The following is a 25,092-nucleotide window of genomic DNA, read 5'->3' on the forward strand; positions in this document are numbered from 1 at the left end:
CGCGATAGCGGTGTGTCAGGTCATGACTGACACACCGCTATCGCGAGCAGGCTCACTCCTACAAAGGTTTTGTGTTGTAGGTTAGTTCTTTACTGCTTTCCAGATCTTGCCAACGACCGAGACAACCGCCAACACCACTGCACCGGCAATAATCCCCGCTACACCGTTGAGCAGCATCGGCACCACAAAGCCGGCACTTCCCGCCGCCGCGCCAACGCTTTCAATCCAGTGATGCACCACTGGAATGCCGTGAGTGAGGATGCCGCCGCCGACCAGGAACATCGCCGCCGTGCCCACCACCGACAGGGTTTTCATCATGTACGGCGCCGCCGTCAAAATACCGCTGCCGATTTTTCTGGCCACTTGCCCAGGCTTCTGCGTCAGCCACAAGCCGAGGTCGTCGAGCTTGACGATGCCCGCCACCAGACCGTAAACGCCGACGGTCATGACAATCGCGATGCCCGACATCACGATGACCTGCTGAGTCAGCGAGGCATCGGCCACCGTGCCCAGAGTGATCGCGATGATTTCTGCCGAAAGAATGAAGTCGGTGCGGATCGCGCCTTTGATCTTGTCCTTCTCGTACGCCACCAGATCAGTGGCCGGATCGGCTACGGCCTCGGTCAGCTGCGCGTGCTCGGCGTCATCTTCAGTCTTGCTGTGCAGGAATTTGTGCGCGAGCTTCTCGAAACCTTCGAAACACAGGTACGCGCCACCGACCATCAACAGCGGCGTCACCAGCCAAGGCACGAACGCACTGATCGCCAACGCCGACGGCACCAGAATCAGTTTGTTGACGAACGAGCCCTTGGCCACCGCCCAGACCACGGGAATTTCCCGCTCGGCGCGCACGCCGGAGACTTGCTGGGCATTCAGCGCCAAGTCGTCGCCGAGCACCCCGGCGGTCTTCTTGGCGGCCATTTTGCTCATCAACGCCACGTCATCCAGCACGGTGGCAATATCGTCGACCAGCACCAGCAAACTGCTTCCTGCCATGAATCCTGTTTCCTTCTATGTATGAATGTTGCGAAGCATAACGCGACCACAGACCACACGGGGCATTCTTGAGCGTCGCGCGAGGCCGGTGCTACCATGCGCAACCGCCAGAACAGGCAAGGAACCACCGGGTTTATGAGCACAATCCGCGAGCGCAACAAAGAACTGATCCTGCGTGCCGCCAGTGAGGAGTTTGCCGACAAGGGCTTCGCTGCGACCAAAACCAGCGACATCGCCGCCAAGGCAGGATTGCCCAAGCCCAACGTCTACTACTACTTCAAGTCCAAGGAAAACCTCTATCGCGAGGTGCTGGAAAGTATCATCGTGCCGATTCTGCAAGCGTCGACACCGTTCAACCCGGATGGCGTGCCGAGCGAAGTGCTCAGCGGCTACATCCGCTCGAAGATCCGCATCTCCCGCGACCTGCCCTTCGCCTCCAAGGTCTTCGCCAGCGAAATCATGCACGGCGCCCCGCACCTGAGCGCCGATCTGGTCGAGCAGCTCAACGGCCAGGCCAAGCACAACATCGACTGCATCCAGAGCTGGATCGACCGTGGCCAGATCGCCCCGATAGACCCCAATCATCTGATGTTCAGCATCTGGGCCGCGACCCAGACCTACGCCGACTTCGACTGGCAGATTTCTGCAGTCACCGGCAAGGACAAGCTGGACGAGGCGGATTACGAGGCGGCAGCGCAGACGATTATTCGATTGGTGCTCAAAGGGTGTGAGCCGGACTGATAGACCGTGGTGCGGCTATCGCTGGCAAGCCAGCTCCCACAGGGATTTGTATTGTTTACTGAATCTGCGTTCAACACAGCTCCCACATGGATTTGTGCTGTTTGCTGAATCTGGGTTCAACACAGCTCCCACAGGGATTTGTGCTGTTTGCTGAATCTGGGTTCAACACAGCTCCCACAGGGATTTGTGCTGTTTGCTGAATCTGGGTTCAACACAGAAACCTGTGGGAGCTGGCTTGCCAGCGATGGCGGCGACTCGGTCCTGGATTAAACCCAGATAGCATCCCACAGTGGATAGTCGCCAAGCTTTTCCACCAAGCCTGCCCGCAATGGGTTGGCCACTACATAGCGCGCCATTTTCACCAGATCATCTTCCCGCCTCAATGCGCGATCATGGAAACCCTGCTGCCAAAGCGGCCCACTTCTACCACTTGAAAGATTCACTTCACGCGTAATCAGGGACTTGGTCTCGCGCATCAACTTGTGCAGAGAACAATTCTCCAATTCGACAAGCCAATGGAAATGGTCAGGCATGACAACCCACGCCAATGATTTTGCCAGTCCAAGATCTTGCGCCCGACGAAACTGCCGAACAACCAATCGGCCCAACGCGAAATCGGAAAAGATCGGTTCGCGATCTAGTGTGTTAGTGGTCAGTAAGTAGATTCGATGGTGCTCGGCATAGCGGCCGGTTCGCAGACGATGTGATGCGGGAAGATCAGGCAATCCATTGCCCCTTCATGATGTGTTCATCAGAAGGCTAGACCTCAGTGGTCTATCTGGCTGTGCCAGTCTTTTATCTTGATGTGTCAGTCAGTCCGCCATCGCTGGCAAGCCAGCTCCCACAGGGATTTGTGTTGCTCGCTGAATCTGGTTTCAACACATAAACCTGTGGCAGTTGGTTTGTGTTGTTCGCAAAACCCACGTTCAACACAGAAACCTGTGGGAGCTGGCTTGCCAGCGATGGCTATCGATCAGACGCCAGAGAACATGCATTCACTGCACATCCGCGGCGATCTTTCGTTTCACCCCTCCTCGCCCATCACCCAACGCAGCGCCTGCGGAAACGAAGTTTTCCAGTCATCCGGGTAGAAGTGTCCACCTTCATGGGTACGGGACTTCACCTCATTGCCGTCACTGAACAGCTGGCGGAAATCGACCGTCATCTGCTGATTGCCCGGCCCTTCTTTTTTACCGTTGATCACAAACACCCTTTTGCCACGAGCCTTGCTCACTGTTGGGGTCGGCTGCATGCCGCCGGGTGAGACCAGCAGCGCACCCGCGTAATCCTCCGGATGCTGGGCCAGCAAGGCACCCGCGTGTTGCGAACCCTGGGAGAAGCCCATCAGGTAGACGCGTTTGCGGTCGATGCACTGCTGCGCTTCCAGCTCTTTCAAGCCTTTCTGTACAACCTTGTGCGTGCCTTCGAAACCCGGGCCGATCCAGCGGAAACTGTTGGTGGCATTGATCATTTCCGTGCCATTGATGCCGAGAATGATTGCCCCGGTATCTGCCAGTGGCTGATCACTTTCATCCAGTTCACCGTTGATGCCGTAACCGTGCAGCCACACCACGACCGGACGGCAAGCTTTGGGCGCGGGAATGCCGACAGACGGGTTGAGCACCGAAATCGCGCCGACCTTGCCGACGGCGATTTTCTTGTAGCGCTCCTGAGCATTGGCCAGCACGGATTTATAGGTGGCGGTGTCGCGCAACTCGGAGAAATCCTCGTCACCGGCCAGCAACGGGCCGAACCACAGGCCGCGATCATCGGCCTCTTTGAGAAAGCGCAGGGCCAGCTTGTCATCGCCACGGCGGGCAAACAGTGCAGCGACCTGGTAAGGCGCCTTCAGTTGCTTGGGATCTTCACGGGTGGCCGCCAGATAAACCGCAATCGCCTGCAGCGTATCGGTGTCTTCGAGCTTCTCGGCCCGTTCCATCAACTCGGACACATCGTCGGCATTGAGCAACGCGGACACCACCGGGCTAAGCGCCTGGAACGCGATTTCGTCGGCGTCCAGCGGTTCGGCGGCGTGCAGAAAGGTCGTGCAGAGGGTCATGGCCGTGGCCAGAGAAATACGAATGAGCGTTTTCACGCTGATCTTCCTTGATACAAAAACGGGGCGGCAGTCTATCGACGCCACCCCGATTCGTCACCACCTCAATGCCAACCGGGGTGATTGCGTTCAGATCAAGAAGCCACTCCCGCGTCCGCTTTCAAATCCAGCGCCTCCACCGCTTTGATCGCGACCTGTTCATCGATGTCCGACAGATCGCCGCTGATGCCGATCGCACCCAGCACGTTCCCCGCCTGATCGCGGATCAGCACACCACCCGGTGCCGGCACAACGCTGCCCTGGCCCATGCTGTTCAGCGCGGCAATAAACGCCGGACGTTGTTGCGCGTCGAGCGCCAACAGGCGTGAGCCCTTGCCCAGCGCGATGGCGCCCCAGGCTTTGCCGATGGCGATCTGCGGGCGCAGCAGGCTGGCGCCGTCTTCGCGTTGCAGAGTGATCAGGTGCCCGCCGGTATCGAGTACCGCGATAGTCAGCGGCGCGGCGTTGATGCCCCGCCCGGCGCTGATGGCCTGGTTGACCAGGTTGACTGCGACTTTCAAGGTTAAAGCGCTCATGGTGCCGTCCTCATTTTGTTATTGGGAAAGTCGTGGGTCTGCGGTTTTCTGCCGCAGCCCGATGCAACAAATAGAACACAATGAGTTATTTTTTTGTATACAATAATTCTCGAAAAGCGCCACATGCGACGAAAAGCCACAGTCATACAGGCTTCCGACGAATGAAACAGGCGCTTGAGAAAATGGATTGACCTGCGCCGTCCGCCGTGAATACACTCTGCGCAAAGCCACTTGTATACAATTACAAAACGTAAAGAGGCACAAAACCATGAGCAAAATGAGAGCAATCGAAGCCGCCGTTCTGGTGATGCGCCGTGAAGGGGTTGATACCGCTTTTGGCATCCCGGGCGCTGCCATCAACCCACTGTACTCCGCCTTGCAGAAAGTCGGTGGCATCGATCACGTCCTCGCTCGCCACGTTGAAGGCGCCTCGCACATGGCCGAGGGCTACACCCGCACCAAGGCCGGCAATATCGGCGTGTGCATCGGTACTTCCGGCCCTGCCGGTACCGACATGGTCACCGGGCTCTACAGCGCCTCGGCCGACTCGATTCCAATCCTCTGCATTACCGGCCAGGCACCCCGCGCCCGTATGCACAAGGAAGACTTCCAGGCGGTCGACATCACCAGCATCGTCAAGCCCGTCACCAAGTGGGCGACCACTGTTCTGGAGCCGGGCCAGGTGCCTTACGCGTTCCAGAAAGCTTTCTATGAAATGCGCTCTGGCCGTCCAGGCCCTGTGCTGATCGATCTGCCGTTCGACGTGCAGATGGCCGAAATCGAATTCGACATCGACGCTTACCAGCCACTGCCGCTGGCCAAACCGACCGCGACCCGCGTTCAGGTCGAGAAGGCCTTGGCTCTGCTCGATCAGGCTGAGCGCCCACTGCTGGTGGCCGGCGGCGGCATCATCAACGCTGACGCCAGCGACCTGCTGGTCGAGTTCGCTGAGCTGACCGGTATCCCGGTTATCCCGACCCTGATGGGCTGGGGCACCATCCCGGACGATCACCCGCTGATGGTCGGCATGGTCGGCCTGCAGACTTCGCACCGTTACGGCAACGCCACGATGCTCAAATCCGACGTGGTGCTGGGTATCGGTAACCGTTGGGCCAACCGTCACACCGGTTCGGTTGACGTCTACACCGAAGGCCGCAAGTTCATTCACGTCGACATCGAAGGCACGCAGATTGGTCGTGTGTTCACGCCGGATCTGGGCATCGTGTCCGACGCCGCTGCTGCACTGACCGTGTTCATCGAAGTGGCCCGTGAATGGCAAGCCGCCGGCAAACTGAAAAACCGCAGTGCCTGGCTGCAGGATTGCCAGCAGCGCAAAGCCAGCCTGCACCGCAAGACCCACTTCGACAACGTGCCGGTCAAACCGCAGCGCGTTTATGAAGAGATGAACCAGGTATTCGGCAAAGACACCTGCTACGTCAGCACCATTGGTCTGTCGCAGATTGCCGGCGCGCAGTTCCTGCACGTCTACAAGCCGCGTCACTGGATCAACTGCGGCCAGGCAGGCCCGTTGGGCTGGACCATTCCGGCAGCGCTGGGCGTGGTCAAGGCCGATCCGAGCCGGAAAGTCGTGGCCCTGTCGGGGGACTATGACTTCCAGTTCATGATCGAAGAACTGGCGGTCGGCGCTCAGTTCAAACTGCCTTACATCCACGTCGTGGTGAACAACTCGTACCTGGGTCTGATCCGTCAGGCCCAGCGCGGGTTCGAAATGGACTACTGCGTGCAGCTGTCCTTCGATAACCTGAACGCGCCGGAACTCAACGGTTACGGGGTTGACCACATTGCAGTGGCCGAAGGACTCGGCTGCAAGGCGCTGCGTGTGTTCGAACCGTCGGAAATCGCCCCTGCCCTGCGCAAGGCCGAACAGATGATCGAAGAGTTCAAGGTGCCAGTGATCGTCGAGATCATTCTGGAGCGTGTGACCAACATCTCCATGGGTACCGAGATCAACGCTGTCAACGAGTTCGAAGACCTGGCGCTGGTCGGCAACGATGCGCCAACGGCGATTTCGCTGCTCGACTAACTGCTGACCGCTCTCCCAGTGGGAGCGGGCCATGTGGCGAGGGAGCTTGCTCCCGCTGGGGCGCGAAGCGGCCCTGAAATCCTGGGTCTGCTACGCAGCCCAGCGGGAGCAAGCTCCCTCGCCACACAAGCTCGCTCCCAAATGGGGAACCTCACAAGATTTACGGGAGACCACCATGCCGCGTTTCGCAGCCAACCTGTCCATGCTGTTCACCGAACAGGATTTCCTTGCCCGTTTCGACGCCGCCGCCAAGGCCGGTTTCTCGGGCGTTGAATACCTGTTCCCGTACGACTTCAGCTCTGCCGAAATCAAGGCCAAGCTCGACGCCAATGGTCTGACCCAAGTGTTGTTCAACCTGCCGGCCGGTGACTGGGCCAAGGGCGAGCGCGGTATCGCCTGCCTGCCGGATCGCGTTGAAGAGTTCCGCGCCGGGGTCGATCTGGCCATCGCTTACGCACAAGTACTGGGCAATACCCAGGTCAACTGCCTGGCCGGTATCCGTCCGCAAAGCGTTGACGATGCCACGGTAGAAAAGACCTTCGTCGCCAACCTCAAGTACGCGGCCGACAAGCTGCAGGCAGCGGGCATCAAACTGGTGATGGAAGCGATCAACACCCGCGACATCCCGGGCTTCTACCTGAACAACACGGCGCAAGCCCTGTCGATTCGCGAGCAGGTCGGCAGTGCCAATCTGTTCCTGCAATACGACATCTATCACATGCAAATCATGGAAGGCGATCTGGCCCGCACCCTGCAATCGCACCTGGGCGAGATCAACCATGTGCAACTCGCGGACAACCCGGGGCGCAACGAGCCGGGCACCGGTGAAATCAACTACCGCTTCCTGTTCGAACACCTCGACCGCATCGGTTATCAGGGTTGGGTGGGTTGCGAGTACAAGCCGCTGACTACCACTGAAGCGGGCCTCGGCTGGTTGAAGACCCACAACGCAATCTGAGTTCGAGTTTTCAACATGGGTCTGGACTTGAAACCAGATCCCCTGTGGTGAGGGGATTTATCCCCGACCGGCTGCGCAGCAGTCGTAAAACCTGCACCCGGGATTGGAACTGATTGGCGCTAAAAACTGGGGCAGCTTCGCTGCCCATCGGGGATAAATCCCCTCGCCACAAAAGCCCATCGGTTGCAAACCGGGGGAAAGACAAAAACAAGAGGATTTTCTCATGGCTAAAATCGGATTTATCGGCACCGGCATCATGGGCCACCCAATGGCGGCGAACCTGCAGAAAGCCGGTCACAGCCTGTTCCTGTCGGCGCATCACGACGCCGCCCCGGCTGATCTGGTTGCCGCTGGCGCCGTCGCCCTGGCCAACCCGCGCGAAGTGGCGCAGGAAGCTGAATTCATCATCGTCATGGTCCCGGATACCCCACAGGTCGACGACGTGCTGTTCCGCGCCGACGGCGTGGCGGCCGGCATTGGCAAAGGCAAAGTCGTCATCGACATGAGCTCGATCTCGCCGACCGCCACCAAGGCGTTCGCCGCGAAGATCAACGAGAAAGGCGCGCAGTACCTCGACGCACCAGTGTCCGGCGGTGAAGTCGGCGCCAAAGCTGCGACCCTGAGCATCATGGTCGGTGGCGACGCCGATGCCTTCGAACGCGCCCTGCCGCTGTTCCAGGCCATGGGCAAAAACATCACCCTGGTGGGTGGCAATGGCGACGGTCAGACTGCCAAAGTCGCGAACCAGATTATCGTAGCGCTGAACATTCAGGCCGTCGCTGAAGCCCTGCTGTTCGCTTCGAAAAACGGTGCTGATCCAGCCAAGGTGCGTGAAGCGCTGATGGGCGGTTTCGCTTCCTCGAAGATTCTCGAAGTACACGGCGAGCGCATGATCAAAGGCACCTTCGATCCAGGCTTCCGCATCAGCCTGCACCAGAAGGACCTGAACCTGGCCCTGCAAGGCGCCAAGGAGCTGAACATCAACCTGCCGAACACCGCCAACGCCCAGCAAGTGTTCAGCACCTGCGCGGCCATCGGTGGCAGCAACTGGGACCACTCGGCGCTGATCAAAGGTCTGGAACACATGGCCAACTTCTCGATTCGCGACAAAAAATAATCTGCGCCTCTGGCTCACTCCCTGTGGGAGCGGGCTTGCCCGCGATGGCATCGACGCGGTCTGCCTGCAAGACCGCAGCGCCTGAATCGCTGGCAAGCCAGCTCCCACAGGGAGCGGGTCGCTGCACCGTTGTCGCTCCACTCCAATAACAAGAATTCCGGGAGCCCGCCATGTCGGTCGATCCGCAACAACTGCTGCGCGAGCTGTTTGCCACAGCCATCGACGCGGCCCATCCGAACCAAGTCCTCGAAGCTCATCTGCCCGCCGACCGCACTGGCCGCGTGATCGTCATCGGTGCCGGCAAAGCCGCCGCTGCCATGGCGCAAGTGGTCGAGCGCTGCTGGGAAGGTGAAGTCTCTGGCCTGGTAGTGACCCGTTACGGTCACGGCGCCCCGTGCGAAAAAATCGAAGTGGTCGAAGCCGCGCATCCGGTGCCGGACGCTGCCGGTCTGGCCGTGGCCAAACGCGTGCTCGAGCTGGTCAGCAACCTGACTGAAGACGACCGTGTGATCTTCCTGTTGTCTGGCGGCGGCTCTGCCCTGCTCGCCTTGCCGGCCGCAGGCATCACCCTCGCCGACAAGCAATCGATCAACAAGGCCCTGCTCAAATCCGGTGCGACCATCGGCGAGATGAACTGCGTGCGCAAGCACCTCTCGGCGATCAAGGGCGGCCGCCTGGGCAAGGCCTGCTGGCCTGCGACGGTTTATACCTATGCGATTTCCGATGTACCAGGCGACCTCGCTACGGTCATCGCTTCCGGCCCGACCGTGGCCGACCCAAGCACCTCCACCGAAGCGCTGGCGATCATCAAGCGCTACGGCATCGAGATCCCGGCATCCGTGCGCAACTGGTTGCAAAGCCCTGAGTCGGAAACCGTAAAACCCGGTGATCCGAGTCTCGCCCGCAGTCACTTCCAGTTGATCGCCCGTCCGCAGCAATCGCTGGACGCCGCTGCGGTGAAATGCCGTCAGGCCGGTTTCAGTACGCTGATCCTCGGCGACCTCGAAGGTGAATCCCGTGAAGTGGCGAAAGTCCACGCCGGCATCGCTCGGCAGATCATCAACCATGGCCAGCCACTCGCCGCGCCGTGCGTGATTCTCTCCGGTGGCGAAACCACCGTCACCGTGCGCGGCAATGGCCGTGGCGGACGCAACGCCGAATTCCTTCTCAGCCTGACCGACAGCCTCAAAGGCCAGCCCGGCGTCTATGCCCTGGCCGGTGACACCGACGGCATCGACGGCTCGGAAGACAACGCCGGCGCCATCATGACCCCGGACAGCTACGCCCGCGCCGCCGCCCTCGGTCTGAGCGCCAGCGATGAGCTGGATAACAATAACGGCTACGGCTATTTCGCAGCGCTCGATGCGCTGATCGTCACCGAGCCGACCCGCACCAACGTCAACGACTTCCGCGCCATTCTGATCCTCGAGAGTTCTAAATCATGACGCCTGATAAAAAGGTCAAAATCCTCGCCACACTCGGGCCTGCGGTCGATGGCATCGAAGACATCCGCGAGCTGGTCGAGGCCGGGGTCAACATCTTCCGCCTCAACTTCAGCCACGGCGATCACGCCGACCACGCCAAGCGTTATCAGTGGATCCGCGAAGTCGAGCGCCAGCTCAACTACCCGCTGGGCATTCTGATGGACTTGCAAGGGCCGAAACTGCGCGTCGGCAAGTTCGCCGACGGCAAGGTGCAGTTGCATCGCGGTCAGGCATTCCGCCTCGATCTGGACGCGACACCGGGCGATGAACGCCGGGTGAATCTGCCGCATCCAGAAATCATCGCCGCACTGGAAGCAGGCATGGATCTGCTGCTCGACGACGGCAAACTGCGTCTGCGCGTGGTGACCAAATACCACGACGCGATCGACACCACCGTGCTCAACGGTGGCGAGTTGTCGGACCGCAAAGGCGTCAATGTGCCGCAAGCGGTACTCGACCTGAGCCCGCTGACCGCCAAGGATCGTCGCGATTTGAGTTTCGGTCTGGAGCTGGGTGTGGACTGGGTTGCGCTGTCGTTCGTGCAGCGTCCGCAAGACATCCTCGAAGCCCGCGAACTGATCGGCGACAAAGCGTTCCTGATGGCGAAGATCGAGAAGCCGTCGGCGGTTGAACAGCTGCGCGAGATTGCCGAACTGAGCGACGCGATCATGGTGGCCCGTGGTGACCTCGGCGTTGAAGTGCCGGCGGAAAGCGTGCCGCAGATTCAGAAAAACATCATCACCACCTGCCGCGAACTGGGTAAACCGGTGGTGGTGGCGACGCAGATGCTGGAGTCGATGCGCTTCTCCCCTGCCCCGACCCGCGCTGAAGTGACTGACGTTGCCAACGCCGTGGCCGAAGGTGCCGATGCGGTGATGCTGTCGGCGGAAACCGCATCCGGCGAGTACCCGCTGGAAGCCGTGCAGATGATGAGCAAGATCATCCGTCAGGTGGAAAACGGCCCGGATTATCAGACTCAACTGGACGTGAGTCGGCCGAAAGCTGAAGCGACCGTTTCCGATGCGATCAGCTGCGCGATCCGTCGCATCAGCAACGTGCTGCCAGTGGCGGTGCTGGTCAACTACAGCGAGTCGGGCGCGTCGAGTTTGCGTGCATCGCGGGAACGGCCGAAAGCGCCAATCCTCAACCTGACGCCGAACCTGCAGACGGCGCGGCGTTTGAGCGTGGCGTGGGGCATTCACTCGGTGGTCAACGATCGCCTGCGTCAGGTCGACGAAGTCTGCTCGACCGCGCTGGAAATCGCCCAGGCACAAGGCATGGCCGAGCGTGGCGACACGCTGCTGATCACGGCGGGTGTGCCGTTCGGGCAGCCTGGATCGACTAACTCGCTGCGGATCGAAACGTTGATCTAAAGAAAGCTACACAACCTGTGGCGAGGGAGCTCGTCGAGTCGTCGCACCGTCCCGCTCGACTGCACAGCAGTCGTCGCTTTTAGGGCATGACGGTTTTCACAGAAAAACCGCATCAACCCATGTTGGGGCCGCTACGCGACCCAGCGGGAGCAAGCTCCCTCGCCACAGAGATTCATATAACAAAGAGATTCATTGTTTTTACTGGCCTCTTCGCGAGCAGGCTCGCTCCCACAGTTGATTTGTGAGCACCACAAAATCAATGACTGAACAAAGATTCAATGTGGGAGCCAGCCTGCTGGCGAAGCAGGCGACTCGGTTTCACTGACTTTTTAGAACTGCCATGCCTGCCAATCATTTCAACACCCACTGCCCCGACTGGGCCGAGGCTTTGCTCAACGGTTTCAGTCAGATATTCCTTCAGCGCCATCCGCTGTGCGGCCTGCTGTGCCTCTTGGCGATCCTGCTCACTGCGCCCGTGCTGTTTGCCGGTGCGCTGCTCGGTGCTGTCGCCGGGTTGCTCACCGCACAACGACGCAACTACGCCAAGGCGGATCGCCAGGCCGGGCTGTTCAGCTACAACGGCGTTTTACTCGGCCTGTTGCTGAGTCTGTATTTCCCTTGGTCGCCGATGCTGCCGCCGCTGATTCTCGCTGCCGGCGGCCTGAGTGCGATGCTCACGCAGCAATGGCTCAAATATGTGTACCGCAGCCGATCCATACCGGCCTACACCTCGCCGTTCGTGGCCATGAGCTGGGCGTTGTTGCTGTTCGCTGAACCGTCAGCGCCGATGGCTCACATCGAGATGAATACGCTGAACCTGCTCGCGGCCGAGCTCCGAGGCTTGGGCCAGGTGATGTTTCTCGACCATCCATTGGCAGGCGCGCTGATCGCCGCCGGTTTGTTGATCGCGGATCGCCGCGCCTTCTGCTGGGCGCTGCTCGCATCTGCCGTCGGCCTGGGCTCCAGCCTGCTACACCACGAAACCAGCGCTGCGCTTTTCGGCCTCGGCAGCTATAACGCCGTACTCGCCGCCCTCGCCTTCAGTAGCCAACGCCAACAACCGTGGTTGCCGCTGGTCGGCATCGTCCTCGCACTGCTGGTCACGCCGCTGTTTGCCGCCATCGGCTTGGCCACGTTGACCGCGCCGTTCATCCTCGCCTGCTGGCTGATTCGCGCCGGGATTCAAATGCTCGGCAAAGCCACGGTAGACAGTGCGTCTTGCGCTCACGGGGAGAATCAACCTAGGCTGCGCTGATCTTTGATTCAGGCGTTTTCCATGGACAGCAGCAGCAACTGGCGTGAACGGCTTTACGTCATGATTTTCCAGAGCGACACCCTCGCCGGGCGGCGCTTCGACGGCATCTTGCTGTTGATCATCCTCGCCAGTCTGGTGATCGTGATGCTCGACAGTATCGACAGCGTTCACCGCAACTACGCCGATGTGCTGGCGTACATCGAGTGGGGCTTCACGATCATCTTTCTCGGCGAGTACATCCTGCGTCTGTACTGCTCGCCCAAGCCGTTGCGCTATGCCTTCAGTTTTTATGGACTGGTGGACCTGCTGGCGATCGTGCCGGGCATCCTCGCGCTGTATTACAGCGATGCGCAGTACCTGCTGATTATCCGGATCATTCGGATGCTGCGGATTTTCCGCGTGCTCAAGCTCAGTCCGTACCTCAAGCAGGCCAACTATTTGATGTCGGCGCTGCGCGGCAGCAAGCAGAAAATCGTCGTGTTCCTGGTCAGCGTCTGCACCCTGGTGACGGTGTTCGGCACGTTGATGTACGTGATCGAAGGCCCGGAACATGGCTTCACCAGCATTCCCAAAGGCATCTATTGGGCTATCGTGACCCTGACCACGGTGGGCTTCGGCGACATCGTGCCGAAGACGCCGCTGGGCCAGGTGATTTCATCGCTGGTGATGATCACCGGTTATTCGATCATTGCCGTGCCGACGGGGATTTTCACCGCCGAACTGGCCAACGCCATGCGCGGTGAACAGCTGCAACACGACTGCCCGGTGTGCAAGAAAAACAGCCACGAACACGGCGCGGCGTTCTGCTCGCGCTGTGGCAATGCGTTATTTAAGAAACTGGAATAAGCACAGAGCTTTTTAATCTTTAAACGACTATGCGGGCGCCGTTATAGTCAGTGGCAAATGAACATCACCCCTGCTTCTACACAGATAAAACAAGGAATGCGCAGTGAAAAAACTCTTTGGCGCCTCACTTCTCGCCGCCGGCCTGGCCTTGGCCAACATCGCTCAGGCAGCCCCGACGCTGCTTAACGTTTCCTACGACGTGATGCGCGATTTCTACAAGGACTACAACACTGCGTTCCAGAAGCACTGGCAAGCCGAGCACAACGAAAACATCACCGTACAGATGTCCTTCGGCGGTTCGAGCAAGCAAGCGCGCTCGGTGATCGATGGCCTGCCGGCTGACGTCATCACCATGAACATGGCCACCGACATCAATGCCCTCGCCGACAACGGTCAACTGGTACCGAAGGACTGGGTCACCCGTCTGCCGAACAACAGCGCGCCGTTCACCTCGGCCACCGTGTTCATCGTCCGAAAAGGCAATCCGAAAGCCCTGAAAGACTGGCCGGACCTGCTCAAGGACGGCGTGCAGGTCATCGTGCCGAACCCGAAAACCTCGGGCAACGGCCGCTACACCTACCTCTCGGCCTGGGGTTATGTGCTGAAGAACGGCGGTGACGAGAACAAGGCCAAGGACTTCGTTGGCAAACTGTTCAAGCAGGCGCCAGTACTCGACACCGGTGGCCGCGCCGCGACCACCACGTTCATGACCAACCAGATCGGCGACGTGCTGGTGACCTTTGAAAACGAAGCGGAAATGATCGCTCGCGAGTTTGGTCGTGATCAGTTTGAGGTGATCTACCCAAGTGTTTCTGCTGAGGCCGAGCCACCGGTGTCCGTGGTCGATAAAGTCGTCGACAAGAAAGGTTCACGCGCTGCTGCCGACGAGTACCTGAAGTACCTGTGGTCGCCGGAAGGTCAGGAAATTGCAGCCGCTAACTACCTGCGTCCGCGTGATCCGGCGGTACTGGCCAAGTACACCGACCGCTTCCCGAAAGTTGATTTCCTTTCGGTGGAGAAGACTTTTGGTGACTGGCGCACCGTGCAGAAGACGCACTTCAATGATGGTGGGGTTTTCGATCAGATTTACAGCGGGCAGTAAGGTTTAGGCTGACATGAAAAAGGCGACCCTCAGTGGTCGCCTTTTTTGTGCACATCTGAATCCAACACAAACCCAATGTAGGAGTGAGCCTGCTCGCGATAGCGTTCTATCATTCAGCACATTTGGGGGCTGACAGACCGCTATCGCGAGCAGGCTCACTCCTACAGGGAATTGTGTTTAGGCAGTTACATCGGCGGGGTTACACCATCCTTTCCAGCGGAAATCGACTGCGCCGTCAGCGTGCCATCCGCACTCTGCGTCACGAACGAAACGATCTTCACCCCAACCTTGAGCAAGCTGCGATCCCCCGGCATCAAATTAACGATCGGCACATCCTCCGGCACCAGAATCTTCTGCTGGCCACCCTTGTAATTCACCGTCAAAACCCGGCCATTGCTGACCACCAGATCACCGACACTGCCATTGGTCATGCTGCTGCCCTTGGCCAGATCAAACGGCCGATGTCCATCGCCGCTGCCAGCCAACTCCGGCGGGAATACATGCACCTCCAACGCCTTGAGCGTGCCGTCTTCCTGTGGCATGGCCGCCGAGCCGATGTAGCTGCCGGGCTTGATGTCTTCGATATTGGCGAGGGTCACGGCGCGGACCTTGGTGTCCTGGGTCAACTGGATCACCACGTTCTCGCCACTGTTGACGTGGACTTTCAAGGAGGCGGCGCTGACGCCAGTGATCTCGCCGCGCACGCCAATGCGCATCCCCGGCGCGTCGGCCGCTTGCACGCTGTTCGCGCCCAGCAAGCCGAGCATGGCTATGGTTGCGGTGTAACGAAGCATCTGACGATACATTGCAATCCTCCGGTCATGAATGTTCAACAAGTCGATGCAAACATAAGCACGCTATCGAAGAAGATGTAAGTGAATGTATCATCGACCGTCAACGGCCGGACGCAAGGTCCACTGAAGAACATTGAACCGATGACAGCCCGTCATTCCGCAACGGAATAACTGATATCAATCGAAGGCGCCTTCTGCCCGCCTGGCTTGTCCCATAGCCTCACCGCATTCCCTTTCGCTGGATCGAGAAACCTTATGACCGCCACAACTCACGCAATGACCCGGGGAATGGTGCTGCTGTTCGCTTTCTGCTGCGGCGCCATTGTTGCCAACATCTACTACGCGCAGCCGATCATCGGCCTGATTGCGCCGGACATCGGCCTGACCGACACCATGGCCAGCTTCATCGTCTCGCTGACCCAGATCGGTTACGCGCTGGGCCTGTTCTTCCTGGTGCCGCTGGGCGATCTGCTGGAAAACCGTCGGTTGATGATCATCACCACGGTGGTGGCGATTGCCAGCCTGCTCAGTGCTGCGTTCACCGATCAGCCCAATGTATTTCTGCTGATCTCGTTGCTGGTGGGCTTCAGTTCGGTGTCGGTACAGATCCTGATTCCGCTAGCTGCACATCTGGCGCCGGAAGAATCTCGTGGACGCGTCGTCGGCGGGATCATGGGCGGCTTGCTGCTGGGCATTCTGCTGGCGCGGCCAGTGTCGAGCGTGGTCGCGGACCATTTCGGCTGGCGGGCGATGTTCATGATCGCGGCGGCATTGATGGCGGCGATCAGCGTGGTGCTGGCCCTGACTGTGCCCAAGCGCCAACCGGATCACAGCGCCACTTACGCGCAACTGATCGGCTCGCTGTGGACGCTGCTGCGTCAGCAACCGGTGCTGCGTCAGCGGGCGTTTTATCAGGGCTGCATGTTCGCCACCTTCAGCCTGTTCTGGACTGCGGTACCACTGGAGCTGGCACGCAACCATGGCCTGTCGCAAAGCGAGATCGCGATCTTCGCCCTGGTCGGCGCCATTGGAGCCATCGCCGCGCCGATCAGCGGACGCCTGGCCGACGCCGGCCATACCCGCATTGCTTCGCTGCTGGCCATGGTGTTCGCCAGCCTGAGCTTCCTGCCCGCCTTTATCCACCCGGCCTACAGCGTCATCGGTCTGGCCGTGACCGGCGTGGTGCTCGACTTCTGCGTGCAGATGAACATGGTCCTTGGCCAACGCGCGGTGTACTCGCTGGACGCGAAAAGCCGTGGCCGCCTTAATGCGCTGTACATGACCAGCATTTTCATCGGCGGCGCCTTCGGCTCTTCGGTGGCCAGCGCGGTATTCGAGCATGGCGGCTGGTTGTGGATCGTGATTGTCGGCAGCACGTTTCCGGTGTTGGCGTTGTTGCGGTTTTTGAGTGTTTCGCAGCGTGGTTCATTGGCAACGGCGTAAGACGTAAAAGCTTCGCGAGCAGGCTCGCTCCCGCAGGTTACTCATTGATCCCGCGGGAGCGTTGTCACTCAATACCGAACCAGTTTTTCCATCGCCGCATCCGCCAGAAAGGAGGAGCGGCTTTTCACGTTATGCTCACGCACGTAGCGATCAATTCGCTGGATCACGTAGCCGGGCAGCGTCACGTTGACCTTCTCGGTTTTGCCAAGATACGGCGAGATGTCCAGTTCCAGCATGCCCCAACCCATCTCGGCGAATTCCGGATTGTTGCGATGTGCCGCCGCAGAAGTTGGCAACGGAATGGGCTCTCCGTCCGCCGCGATCTCTTGCAGCATGATGTGTGCGATCTCAACCGCTGCGTTGTAGGCATCTTCAAAGCTATCCCCCGCCGTGACAGCGCCGGGAATATCGGGGATCTGAATACCGATGGCGGTGTTCTCATCACCCCACTCGATGCAGATGGGATATTGCATTATGGATCTCCTTCGAAACTGGCTGGCGGGTTGTACAGCCCGGCACGCCTCCTGATACTTTTGACCGCCCCCAACGGTAAATCCTTTTTCGGATGAGGCACGGGAATCGTGTACGGGTTGTAACGGTGCCTGAAGATGTGCTGGCTGCCGGTAATCCTGTCCAACGTCCATCCTGCCTCCTCCAGCTCCTTGATCAATAACCTGCTTTGCACCAACCGCCTCCTTGCCTCGGCCCGTTAAAAGTAACTCTAGAGTTATCTTTACTCAAGCATAGAAATCCGCAGAGCGACGCCCGGTTGTTTTACAGCGTGTGATTGAAACCGCTAAACCTTGAGCGCTGTGCAGCACTTCCATGAGCAATTTCTGTGGGCACCCAACAGGCACACAGCAAAACGGCGATCCGAAGATCGCCGTTTTCATTACTGTCCGAACTGCTTGCCCAACCCCGGCGGCACGCCGTGGATGTCGGTGTCTTCCCACGGGCCGTTGGGGCTGATGGAGCGGCTCCAGCCGTTGTTCCAGCGGAAGTAGGTGCGTTGGCGGTAGAAGGTGTTGGTTTGGCCGTCGAGGACGTAGACGCCGAGTTTCTGATCCCAATGGCTGTTGCCACCCGGTGGTGGAGCGAAGCTCGCCGAAGTACGCGGGACCGGTTTCGCCGGTTTGGCGGGGATGCTTTTGCCCGGTGTCGGTGAGGTCGACGGAGTCGGGCTGGGTTGCGACGGCGGAATTGGCGGCAGGTTGGTGGTCGGTTCCGGTCGTTGCACCGCACATGCACTCATGCCCAGGGCCAGTGTGAGGACTGTGATTCGGGCGATGGTGTGCATGGCGGTGCTTTCCTGTTTTTATTCCCGGTGGTTATTTGTCCGGGCTGTCGATGGTCAGTGTTTGTGGCGCGGTGGTGCTGCTGGCCAGAGGGCCGCTGCGACCGACCCACTCCCCGGCGGTCGGCTGACCGGCCCGGGAGATGCGCGCAACCAATTGGACTTCAGGGAAGTTCGACAGTTTCAACTGCGGCATCATCGCGTCGGCATCGCCCAGTTCGACGGTCACCGGCAGATCGGCCACGGTCAGGCGTTTGGCCGCCAGCGGCGCTGGAGGCCCGGACGTGGCGCGGGCAAAGATGAACACGCTGTCGCCCGGCTGCACCCTGCCTTTGAGTTCGCTGGCCAGATCGACGCGAACCTTGAGCAGTGCGGCAGTTTTGGCCGCTGGAGCCTCGGCGACCTTGCCGCCGCTGGCTTGCAGGCGCTCGGCGGCACGCTCGATCCCGCCTTGCAGCGCTTCGCGGGACTTGTCGTCCGGTGGCAATTGCGCCAGCAGACGATTCCAGTAATCGATGGCTTGCTGATAGCGCTCACCTTCGAATGCGGCGATACCCAGCAGACCGAGGCTGGTGACTTCTTTCGGATCGGCCTTCAGCGCTTCATCGGTCAGGGCTTGAATCTTGTCCGACCACTTTTTGCCATCGGCAAAATACTGCGCCTGCGCCCACTGCCCGAGCAGTTCCGGCTGGCGGCCGGCGAGGTTGGCGGCGCGTTCGAACATCTTCGCCGCGTCCGCCGGACGCTCCTGAGCCATGTAAGTGCGACCGAGGAAGTACAGGCCTTCCGCCGAATCCGGCTGCGCGGCAACCGCGCGCTCCAGACGTTGGGTCATCTCTTCCATCGACTGCGGTGCCTGGGCGAATTCGCGGGTCAGTTCGACTTTGTCGGCAGCACCGAAATGCAGGTACAGACCGAGTCCCAACACCGGTACAAGCACCGCCGCCAGCAACGGCAACGGCTTGCCCAGCTTCGACACGCGCGGCGCTGTAACGCCTTCGGTATCCGCCAGCAATTCACGCGCAGCCTCAGCGCGACCGCTGTCCATTTGCGCGGCGTCGAGCACGCCTTCAGCCTGTTGCGATTGCAACTCGGCCACGCGCTCCTGATACAGCGCAACGTTCAGGGCAGTGCGATCTTCTTCACGCTGGGCGCGACGTTCACGCAAAACCGGGATCAGCAGAAAACTCAGGGCGACCAGAAGCAACAGCCCTGCGGCAAGCCAGAAATCAATCATTCTTGGTTTTTATCCAACAGTTGGTCGAGGCGCTGACGCTCATCGGCGGAAAGCGATTGCGGGGTTTCGGCGCGTTGCCCGCGACGACGGCGGACGATCACCGCGATCACCACAAAGCCACCGAGCAGCAGCGCGGCCGGGCCGAACCACAGCAAGGCAGTCTTGGCATTCAGTGCAGGTTTGTAGCGAACGAAATCACCATAGCGATCGACCATGAAATCGATGATCTGCTGATTGTCCTTGCCCTCGCCGAGCATGCGGAAAATCTCTTTGCGCAGGTCAGCGGCAATCGGCGCGTTGGAATCGGCGATGTCCTGGTTCTGGCATTTGGGGCAGCGCAGTTCCTTGGTCAGTTCGCGGAAACGCTCGCGGTCACCTTCTTTGGCGAACTCGTAAGTATCGATGGCGGCGTGCGCCACACCGGCCAGACTCAAGCCCAATACCACAGCGGCTAAAAAACGCTTCATGGCTTGGCCTCATCGACCAGTGCCTGATACTTGGCCGCGAGTTTTTCGCGCCAGACCTGCTCGTCGATCACGCCGACGTATTTGTCACGAATGATGCCCTTGGCATCGATGAAAAAGGTTTCCGGCGCGCCGTAGACACCCAGGTTCAGGCCCAGCGAGCCTTCGTCGTCACGGATGTCCAGCGCATAAGGATTGTGAAATTCGGCCAGCCACTTCAGCGCATCGGCGTTGGTGTCCTTGTAGTTGATCCCGTAGATCACCACACCGCGCTCGGCCAGTTTGTTCAGCACCGGGTGTTCGACCCGGCAGGAAATGCACCAGGTGCCCCAGACGTTTACCAGGGCAGGTTTACCGAGAATGTCAGCCTTGGTCAGGGTCTTGTCGCCCTGCACTGCCGGCAACGAAAACTCCGGGAACGGTTTGTTGATCATGGCCGACGGCAGCTCCGCCGGATCAAGGTACAGACCGCGATAAAGGAATACCGCCACCAGCAGGAAAATCGCCAGTGGCACCAGCATCAACCAACGTCTCATGCAGCCGCTCCCGTCATGCCTAGCGCATCACGCACCTTGGATTTCACCTTGACCCGATAACGTCGATCCAGCGCAGCCAGCAAACCACCCAAACCGGTGAGCAAACCGCCGAACCAGATCCAGCGCACAAACGGTTTGACATGCACGCGCACCGCCCACGCGCCGTTTTCCAGCGGCTCGCCGAGGGCAACGTAGAGGTCACGGGTGAAACCGGCGTCGATCCCGGCTTCGGTCATCATCGAACTCTGCACGGTGTACAGGCGTTTTTCCGGGTGCAGCACGCTGATTTCCTTGCCGTCGCGAATGACCCGAATGGTGCCCTTGTCGGAGGTGAAGTTCGGCCCTTCGAAGTGCTTCGCGCCTTCGAAGACAAACTGATAACCGGCCAGCGCCATCGACTCGCCCGGCGCCAGACGCAGGTCGCGTTCGGCACTGTTCTGGCTCGACAACACCACGCCCAATGCACACACGGCGATGCCGAGGTGGGCGATCTGCATACCCCAGTAACTGCGGGTCAGGGTCGGCAGGCCTTTGATCAGGCCTTTGTGGCGGGTCTTGTCGAAAATGTCGCGCACGCCGGCGAGCAATACCCACGCGGCGAGCAGGAAGGTCGCGATCACCGCCCAGTTGAAATCACCGTAGGCGACGCCGGCCACGACTGCCAGCGCGACACTGCCGAGCAACACCGGGGTGAGCATGCCTACCAGCCATTTCACCGGGGTGTCTTTCCAGCGCACGATCACGCCGACCGCCATCACCAGCATCAGCAACGCCATCAACGGAATGAACAGCGCATTGAAGTACGGCGGGCCGACCGACAGTTTGGCGCCGCTGATCGCATCGAGAATCAACGGGTACAAGGTCCCGAGCAGAATCATCGACGCCGCTACCACCAACACCAGGTTGTTGCCCAGCAGCAGGGTTTCCCGTGACCACAAATTAAAGCCGACCTGACTTTTCACCACCGGTGCACGCAAGGCAAACAACGTCAGCGATCCACCGACCACGAACAGCAGGAAGATCAGGATGAACACACCGCGCTCAGGGTCGGAGGCAAAGGCGTGCACCGAGGTCAGCACGCCGGAACGTACAAGGAAGGTACCGAGCAGGCTCAACGAGAACGCGGCAATTGCCAGCAGCACCGTCCAGCTCTTGAATACGCCGCGTTTTTCCGTGACCGCCAACGAGTGGATCAGCGCGGTGCCAACCAGCCAAGGCATGAAGGATGCGTTTTCCACCGGGTCCCAGAACCACCAGCCGCCCCAGCCGAGTTCGTAGTAAGCCCACCACGAACCGAGGGTGATGCCGATGCCGAGGAAGGCCCAGGCGACGATGGTCCACGGCCGCGACCAGCGTGCCCACGCCGCATCAAGACGCCCACCGAGCAGTGCCGCAATGGCGAACGCGAAGGCCACGGAGAAACCGACATACCCCATGTAGAGCATCGGCGGATGGACGATCAGGCCGATGTCTTGCAGCAAAGGATTGAGGTCGCGACCGTCCGCCGGAATCTGCGGCAGGATCCGCGAAAACGGGTTCGACGTGAGGATCAGGAACAGCAGGAAACCGGTGCTGATCATGCCCATCACCGCCAGTACGCGGGCGAGCATGACTTGCGGCAATTGCCGCGAGAACACCGACACGGCAAAGGTCCAGCCACCGAGGATCAACGCCCACAGCAGCAGCGAACCTTCGTGGGCGCCCCACACCGCGCTGAACTTGTAGTACCACGGCAAGGCACTGTTGGAGTTCATCGCCACATAGCCGACCGAGAAATCATCGGTCATGAAGGCGTAAGTCAGGCAGCCGAAGGCAAACAGCAAAAAGGCAAACTGCCCCCATGCGGCCGGCTGGGCCAGACTCATCCAGAAACGGTCGCCGCGCCATGCACCGACCAATGGCACCACGGCTTGCACCAGCGCAAAACACAGCGCCAGAATCATCGCCAGATGGCCCAGTTCAGGAATAAATATCGCAGAAGTCATCGATCAACCCTCCTTAGCTGGGGTCGGTGCGGATTGACCACTGTCTTTCAACGCTTTGGTCACTTCCGGCGGCATGTACTTCTCGTCGTGCTTGGCCAGCACTTCATCGGCGACGACCACACCGTCCGCATTGATCTTGCCGAGGGCAACGATGCCCTGCCCTTCACGGAACAGGTCCGGGAGGATGCCGCGATAGGTGATGGTCACGGCTTTGTTGAAGTCGGTGACGACGAATTTGACGTCCAGCGAATCCGGAGAACGCTGCAGCGAGCCCTTCTCGACCATGCCACCGGCACGGATGCGCGTGTCGTGCGGCGCTTCACCGTTGGCGATCTGGGTCGGGGTGTAAAACAGATTGATGTTCTGCTGCAGGGCGCTGAGGGCCAGGCCGACGGCAGCGCCGACTCCGACCAGAATCGCCAGAATGATGATCAAACGTTTTTTGCGCAGCGGATTCACTTGCCGTTCTCCCGGCGCAGACGACGCGCCTCTTGTTGCAGATACCGCTTGCGGGCCACGATCGGCGCCGCCACGTTGAAGGCCAGTACCGCCAGACAGATGCCGTAGGCCGACCAGACATACAGGCCATGATGGCCCATGGCGAGAAAGTCGCCGAATGAAGCAAAACTCATCGAGCGGCCTCCAGACTGTGCTGCACTTCTTCTTTGACCCAACTGGCGCGGGCTTCGCGCTTGAGCACTTCCAGGCGCATGCGCAGCAACAGCACGGCGCCGAAGAAGCAGTAGAAACCCAGCACCGTCAGCAGCAGTGGCAGCCACATCTCGGCAGGCATTGCCGGTTTTTCGGTGAGGGTGAAGGTTGCGCCCTGGTGCAGGGTGTTCCACCACTCCACCGAGTATTTGATGATCGGAATGTTGATCACGCCGACGATGGCCAGCACGGCGCAGGCCTTGGCGGCACTGTCGCGGTTGCTGATGGCGTTGCCCAGCGCGATCACGCCGAAATACAGGAACAGCAGAATCAGCATCGAGGTCAGCCGCGCGTCCCAGACCCACCACGAGCCCCACGTCGGTTTGCCCCAGATCGCCCCGGTGACCAGCGCCACGGCGGTCATCCACGCGCCGATCGGTGCGGCGCATTGCAGGGCGACGTCGGCCAGTTTCATTTTCCACACCAACCCGACCACGCCGCAGACTGCCAGCATCACGTAGATCGACTGAGCGAGCATCGCAGCGGGCACGTGGATATAGATGATGCGAAAGCTGTTGCCTTGCTGATAATCCGGCGGCGCAAAGGCCAGGCCCCAGACGACGCCGACACCAATCAGCAGCAACGCTGCAATGCTCAACCACGGCAAGAACTTGCTGCTGATGCCGTAAAACCACTTGGGCGAGCCGAGCTTGTGAAACCAGGTCCAGTTCATACTGTTTCCATCACGGGTGCCGCTCATCGGTGTGAGCAGTCTCAGGGTCTTTGCTGGTTAAATTTTAACCAGACCTCATTATTCGCCGACGCTGATCTTCAGGCCAGCCGCTATTGCAAAAGGTGTCAGGGTGATCGCCAGGGCGGTCAGGCTACCAAGCCACAGCAGATACCCGGTCGCCGGCATGCCTTGCAAAGCCGCCTGCAGGGCGCCACTGCCAAGGATCAACACCGGGATGTACAACGGCAGAATCAGCAGCGCCAGCAACAGGCCACCGCGCTTCAAACCCACCGTCAGCGCCGCGCCCACCGCGCCGAGCAAGCTCAGTACCGGCGTGCCCAGCAACAACGAAAGCAGCAGAACCGGCAGACACGCGGTCGGTAAACCGAGCATCAATGCCAGCAAGGGCGAGAGTAAAACCAGTGCCAGCCCGGAAAAAAGCCAGTGTGCCAGCACCTTGGCCAATACCAGAAGTGGCAGCGGGTGCGACGAAAGGACCCACTGTTCCAGGGAGCCATCTTCAAAATCACTGCGGAAAAGCCCGTCCAGCGAGAGCAGGACCGACAAAAGCGCCGCCACCCAGACTAACCCCGGGGACAGGTTTTGCAACACTTGCGTTTCCGGGCCGACGGCCAGCGGGAACAAAGCGATGACGATGGCAAAGAAAATCAGCGGATTGGCCAGTTCCGCCGGGCGGCGAAACAGCAGTCGGGATTCACGGGCAACCAGCAGGCCGAACACACTCATACCGCCCAATTCCCCAGATCGATGTCGCGATAACCGGCCGGCATCCGGCTCAGGGTGTGGTGCGTGGTCAACACCACCAGGCCGCCGCGCTCGCAATGACCAGCCAGATGTTCTTCAAGTTGCGCCACCCCTTGCTTGTCGAGGGCGGTGAACGGCTCGTCGAGAATCCACAGCGGCGGGCTGTCGAGATATAAACGCGCCAGTGCCACACGGCGCTGCTGACCGGCGGACAACGTGTGGCAGGGAACATCTTCGAAACCGCGCAATCCTACGGCTGCCAGCGCTTGCCAGATGGCATCGCGTTCGGCGGGATGATGCAGGGCGCACAGCCAGGAGAGGTTTTCTTCCGGGGTCAGCAGGTCCTTGATCCCGGCGGCATGGCCGATCCACAACAGATTGCGCGCCAGTTCGCTACGCTGCTCGGTCAGCGGCTGGCCGTTGAGCAGGACTTCACCGTCGGTCGGTTGCATCAGCCCGGCCAACAGACGCAACAGACTGGTTTTACCGCTGCCATTTGGACCGCTGATTTGCACCATATCGCCACTGGCCAGTCTCAATTCGAGATTTTCGAAAAGCAGCCTCAAGTCACGTTCACACGCGAGGGCAACGGTTTGCAGGACAGGACTGGTCAAGGGATCACGGGCCTTATACGGTTCAAGTC

At 59.9% G+C, this 25,092-nt stretch carries 27 protein-coding genes; 10 read left to right on the plus strand and 17 right to left on the minus strand.

Annotated elements, in window-relative coordinates:
- Positions 1 to 81: 81 nt before the first annotated feature.
- Entirely contained in the window at positions 82 to 996 is a 915-nt protein-coding gene (locus AC3WMT_RS28550) for a DUF808 domain-containing protein (protein ID WP_103306809.1), read from the minus strand.
- Positions 997 to 1,131: 135 nt separating this feature from the next.
- Between AC3WMT_RS28550 and AC3WMT_RS28555 the strand changes: the two genes are divergently transcribed.
- Positions 1,132 to 1,737 (plus strand): TetR/AcrR family transcriptional regulator, encoded by a 606-nt coding sequence (locus tag AC3WMT_RS28555; RefSeq protein ID WP_007919931.1) that lies wholly within the window; start codon positions 1,132 to 1,134, stop codon positions 1,735 to 1,737.
- Positions 1,738 to 2,003: 266 nt separating this feature from the next.
- Here AC3WMT_RS28555 and AC3WMT_RS28560 read toward each other — a convergent pair whose 3' ends face one another.
- The 3 genes from AC3WMT_RS28560 to AC3WMT_RS28570 all read right to left on the minus strand — a co-directional run bounded on the left by AC3WMT_RS28560 (position 2,004) and on the right by AC3WMT_RS28570 (position 4,368).
- Entirely contained in the window at positions 2,004 to 2,462 is a 459-nt protein-coding gene (locus AC3WMT_RS28560; protein WP_103306810.1) for an REP-associated tyrosine transposase, read from the minus strand.
- Between the two features lie 299 nt (positions 2,463 to 2,761).
- Complete coding sequence (locus AC3WMT_RS28565) at positions 2,762 to 3,832, minus strand: alpha/beta hydrolase (RefSeq protein ID WP_103306811.1); 1,071 nt, start codon at positions 3,830 to 3,832, stop codon at positions 2,762 to 2,764.
- Positions 3,833 to 3,927: 95 nt separating this feature from the next.
- Positions 3,928 to 4,368, minus strand: coding sequence for a GlcG/HbpS family heme-binding protein (locus tag AC3WMT_RS28570; RefSeq protein ID WP_103306812.1), 441 nt, complete (start codon positions 4,366 to 4,368; stop codon positions 3,928 to 3,930).
- 268 nt (positions 4,369 to 4,636) lie between these two features.
- Here AC3WMT_RS28570 and gcl point away from each other — a divergent pair, with 268 nt between their 5' ends.
- The 8 genes from gcl (at position 4,637) to AC3WMT_RS28610 (ending at position 14,547) form a co-directional block, all read left to right on the plus strand.
- Positions 4,637 to 6,412, plus strand: a complete 1,776-nt coding sequence (gene gcl / locus AC3WMT_RS28575; protein WP_041479607.1) for a glyoxylate carboligase — start codon at positions 4,637 to 4,639, stop codon at positions 6,410 to 6,412.
- Positions 6,413 to 6,587: 175 nt separating this feature from the next.
- Positions 6,588 to 7,370: a hydroxypyruvate isomerase gene (gene hyi / locus AC3WMT_RS28580; RefSeq protein WP_103306813.1), complete on the plus strand. Its 783-nt coding sequence runs from the start codon at positions 6,588 to 6,590 to the stop codon at positions 7,368 to 7,370.
- Between the two features lie 223 nt (positions 7,371 to 7,593).
- Entirely contained in the window at positions 7,594 to 8,487 is an 894-nt protein-coding gene (locus tag AC3WMT_RS28585; protein WP_064594449.1) for a 2-hydroxy-3-oxopropionate reductase, read from the plus strand.
- 170 nt (positions 8,488 to 8,657) lie between these two features.
- Positions 8,658 to 9,932, plus strand: a complete 1,275-nt coding sequence (locus AC3WMT_RS28590; protein ID WP_103306815.1) for a glycerate kinase type-2 family protein — start codon at positions 8,658 to 8,660, stop codon at positions 9,930 to 9,932.
- A complete protein-coding gene (gene pyk / locus AC3WMT_RS28595; protein WP_103306816.1) occupies positions 9,929 to 11,344 on the plus strand; it encodes a pyruvate kinase in 1,416 nt (471 codons plus the stop codon). The genes AC3WMT_RS28590 and pyk overlap by 4 nt, the downstream gene beginning before the upstream one ends.
- Before the next feature lie 340 nt (positions 11,345 to 11,684).
- Positions 11,685 to 12,599 carry an urea transporter gene (locus tag AC3WMT_RS28600; protein ID WP_103306817.1) on the plus strand — a complete coding sequence of 305 codons (915 nt, stop codon included), beginning with the start codon at positions 11,685 to 11,687 and terminating at the stop codon, positions 12,597 to 12,599.
- A gap of 21 nt (positions 12,600 to 12,620) precedes the next feature.
- Entirely contained in the window at positions 12,621 to 13,445 is an 825-nt protein-coding gene (locus AC3WMT_RS28605) for an ion transporter (protein WP_103306818.1), read from the plus strand.
- A gap of 103 nt (positions 13,446 to 13,548) precedes the next feature.
- A complete protein-coding gene (locus tag AC3WMT_RS28610) occupies positions 13,549 to 14,547 on the plus strand; it encodes a sulfate ABC transporter substrate-binding protein (RefSeq protein WP_103306819.1) in 999 nt (332 codons plus the stop codon).
- 185 nt (positions 14,548 to 14,732) lie between these two features.
- Here AC3WMT_RS28610 and AC3WMT_RS28615 read toward each other — a convergent pair whose 3' ends face one another.
- The gene (locus tag AC3WMT_RS28615) at positions 14,733 to 15,353 is read right to left on the minus strand and encodes a DUF5666 domain-containing protein (RefSeq protein WP_103306820.1); all 621 of its coding nucleotides are present in this window, start codon (positions 15,351 to 15,353) and stop codon (positions 14,733 to 14,735) included.
- A 243-nt stretch (positions 15,354 to 15,596) separates the two neighbouring features.
- On the opposite strand from AC3WMT_RS28615, the gene AC3WMT_RS28620 reads away from it, so the two are divergent.
- Positions 15,597 to 16,784 (plus strand): MFS transporter, encoded by a 1,188-nt coding sequence (locus tag AC3WMT_RS28620; RefSeq protein ID WP_103306821.1) that lies wholly within the window; start codon positions 15,597 to 15,599, stop codon positions 16,782 to 16,784.
- Between the two features lie 68 nt (positions 16,785 to 16,852).
- On the opposite strand, the gene AC3WMT_RS28625 is transcribed toward AC3WMT_RS28620, so the two are convergent.
- From AC3WMT_RS28625 to ccmA, 12 genes are all read right to left on the minus strand, one after another.
- Positions 16,853 to 17,257 carry a type II toxin-antitoxin system HicB family antitoxin gene (locus AC3WMT_RS28625; RefSeq protein WP_103306822.1) on the minus strand — a complete coding sequence of 135 codons (405 nt, stop codon included), beginning with the start codon at positions 17,255 to 17,257 and terminating at the stop codon, positions 16,853 to 16,855.
- Entirely contained in the window at positions 17,257 to 17,469 is a 213-nt protein-coding gene (locus tag AC3WMT_RS28630; RefSeq protein ID WP_103306823.1) for a type II toxin-antitoxin system HicA family toxin, read from the minus strand. The genes AC3WMT_RS28625 and AC3WMT_RS28630 overlap by 1 nt, the downstream gene beginning before the upstream one ends.
- Before the next feature lie 207 nt (positions 17,470 to 17,676).
- Complete coding sequence (locus tag AC3WMT_RS28635) at positions 17,677 to 18,081, minus strand: hypothetical protein (protein WP_103306824.1); 405 nt, start codon at positions 18,079 to 18,081, stop codon at positions 17,677 to 17,679.
- Positions 18,082 to 18,112: 31 nt separating this feature from the next.
- Entirely contained in the window at positions 18,113 to 19,315 is a 1,203-nt protein-coding gene (gene ccmI, locus AC3WMT_RS28640) for a c-type cytochrome biogenesis protein CcmI (RefSeq protein WP_103306825.1), read from the minus strand.
- Positions 19,312 to 19,782 (minus strand): cytochrome c-type biogenesis protein, encoded by a 471-nt coding sequence (locus tag AC3WMT_RS28645; RefSeq protein ID WP_103306826.1) that lies wholly within the window; start codon positions 19,780 to 19,782, stop codon positions 19,312 to 19,314. Before AC3WMT_RS28645 ends, ccmI begins: the two co-directional genes overlap by 4 nt.
- Positions 19,779 to 20,315 (minus strand): DsbE family thiol:disulfide interchange protein, encoded by a 537-nt coding sequence (locus AC3WMT_RS28650; RefSeq protein WP_099758373.1) that lies wholly within the window; start codon positions 20,313 to 20,315, stop codon positions 19,779 to 19,781. The genes AC3WMT_RS28645 and AC3WMT_RS28650 overlap by 4 nt, the downstream gene beginning before the upstream one ends.
- Complete coding sequence (locus tag AC3WMT_RS28655; protein WP_103306827.1) at positions 20,312 to 22,300, minus strand: heme lyase CcmF/NrfE family subunit; 1,989 nt, start codon at positions 22,298 to 22,300, stop codon at positions 20,312 to 20,314. Before AC3WMT_RS28655 ends, AC3WMT_RS28650 begins: the two co-directional genes overlap by 4 nt.
- A 3-nt stretch (positions 22,301 to 22,303) precedes the next feature.
- A complete protein-coding gene (ccmE, locus tag AC3WMT_RS28660) occupies positions 22,304 to 22,759 on the minus strand; it encodes a cytochrome c maturation protein CcmE (RefSeq protein ID WP_103306828.1) in 456 nt (151 codons plus the stop codon).
- On the minus strand, positions 22,756 to 22,932 hold the full coding sequence (gene ccmD / locus AC3WMT_RS28665; RefSeq protein WP_103306829.1) for a heme exporter protein CcmD: 177 nt from the start codon (positions 22,930 to 22,932) through the stop codon (positions 22,756 to 22,758). The genes ccmE and ccmD overlap by 4 nt, the downstream gene beginning before the upstream one ends.
- Positions 22,929 to 23,684 (minus strand): heme ABC transporter permease, encoded by a 756-nt coding sequence (locus AC3WMT_RS28670; protein WP_016987487.1) that lies wholly within the window; start codon positions 23,682 to 23,684, stop codon positions 22,929 to 22,931. The genes ccmD and AC3WMT_RS28670 overlap by 4 nt, the downstream gene beginning before the upstream one ends.
- A gap of 78 nt (positions 23,685 to 23,762) precedes the next feature.
- Complete coding sequence (gene ccmB, locus AC3WMT_RS28675; protein WP_103306830.1) at positions 23,763 to 24,431, minus strand: heme exporter protein CcmB; 669 nt, start codon at positions 24,429 to 24,431, stop codon at positions 23,763 to 23,765.
- The gene (gene ccmA, locus AC3WMT_RS28680; protein ID WP_103306831.1) at positions 24,428 to 25,063 is read right to left on the minus strand and encodes a cytochrome c biogenesis heme-transporting ATPase CcmA; all 636 of its coding nucleotides are present in this window, start codon (positions 25,061 to 25,063) and stop codon (positions 24,428 to 24,430) included. Before ccmA ends, ccmB begins: the two co-directional genes overlap by 4 nt.
- Positions 25,064 to 25,092 lie beyond the last annotated feature (29 nt).

Source organism: Pseudomonas sp. FW305-7 (assembly GCF_058786735.1).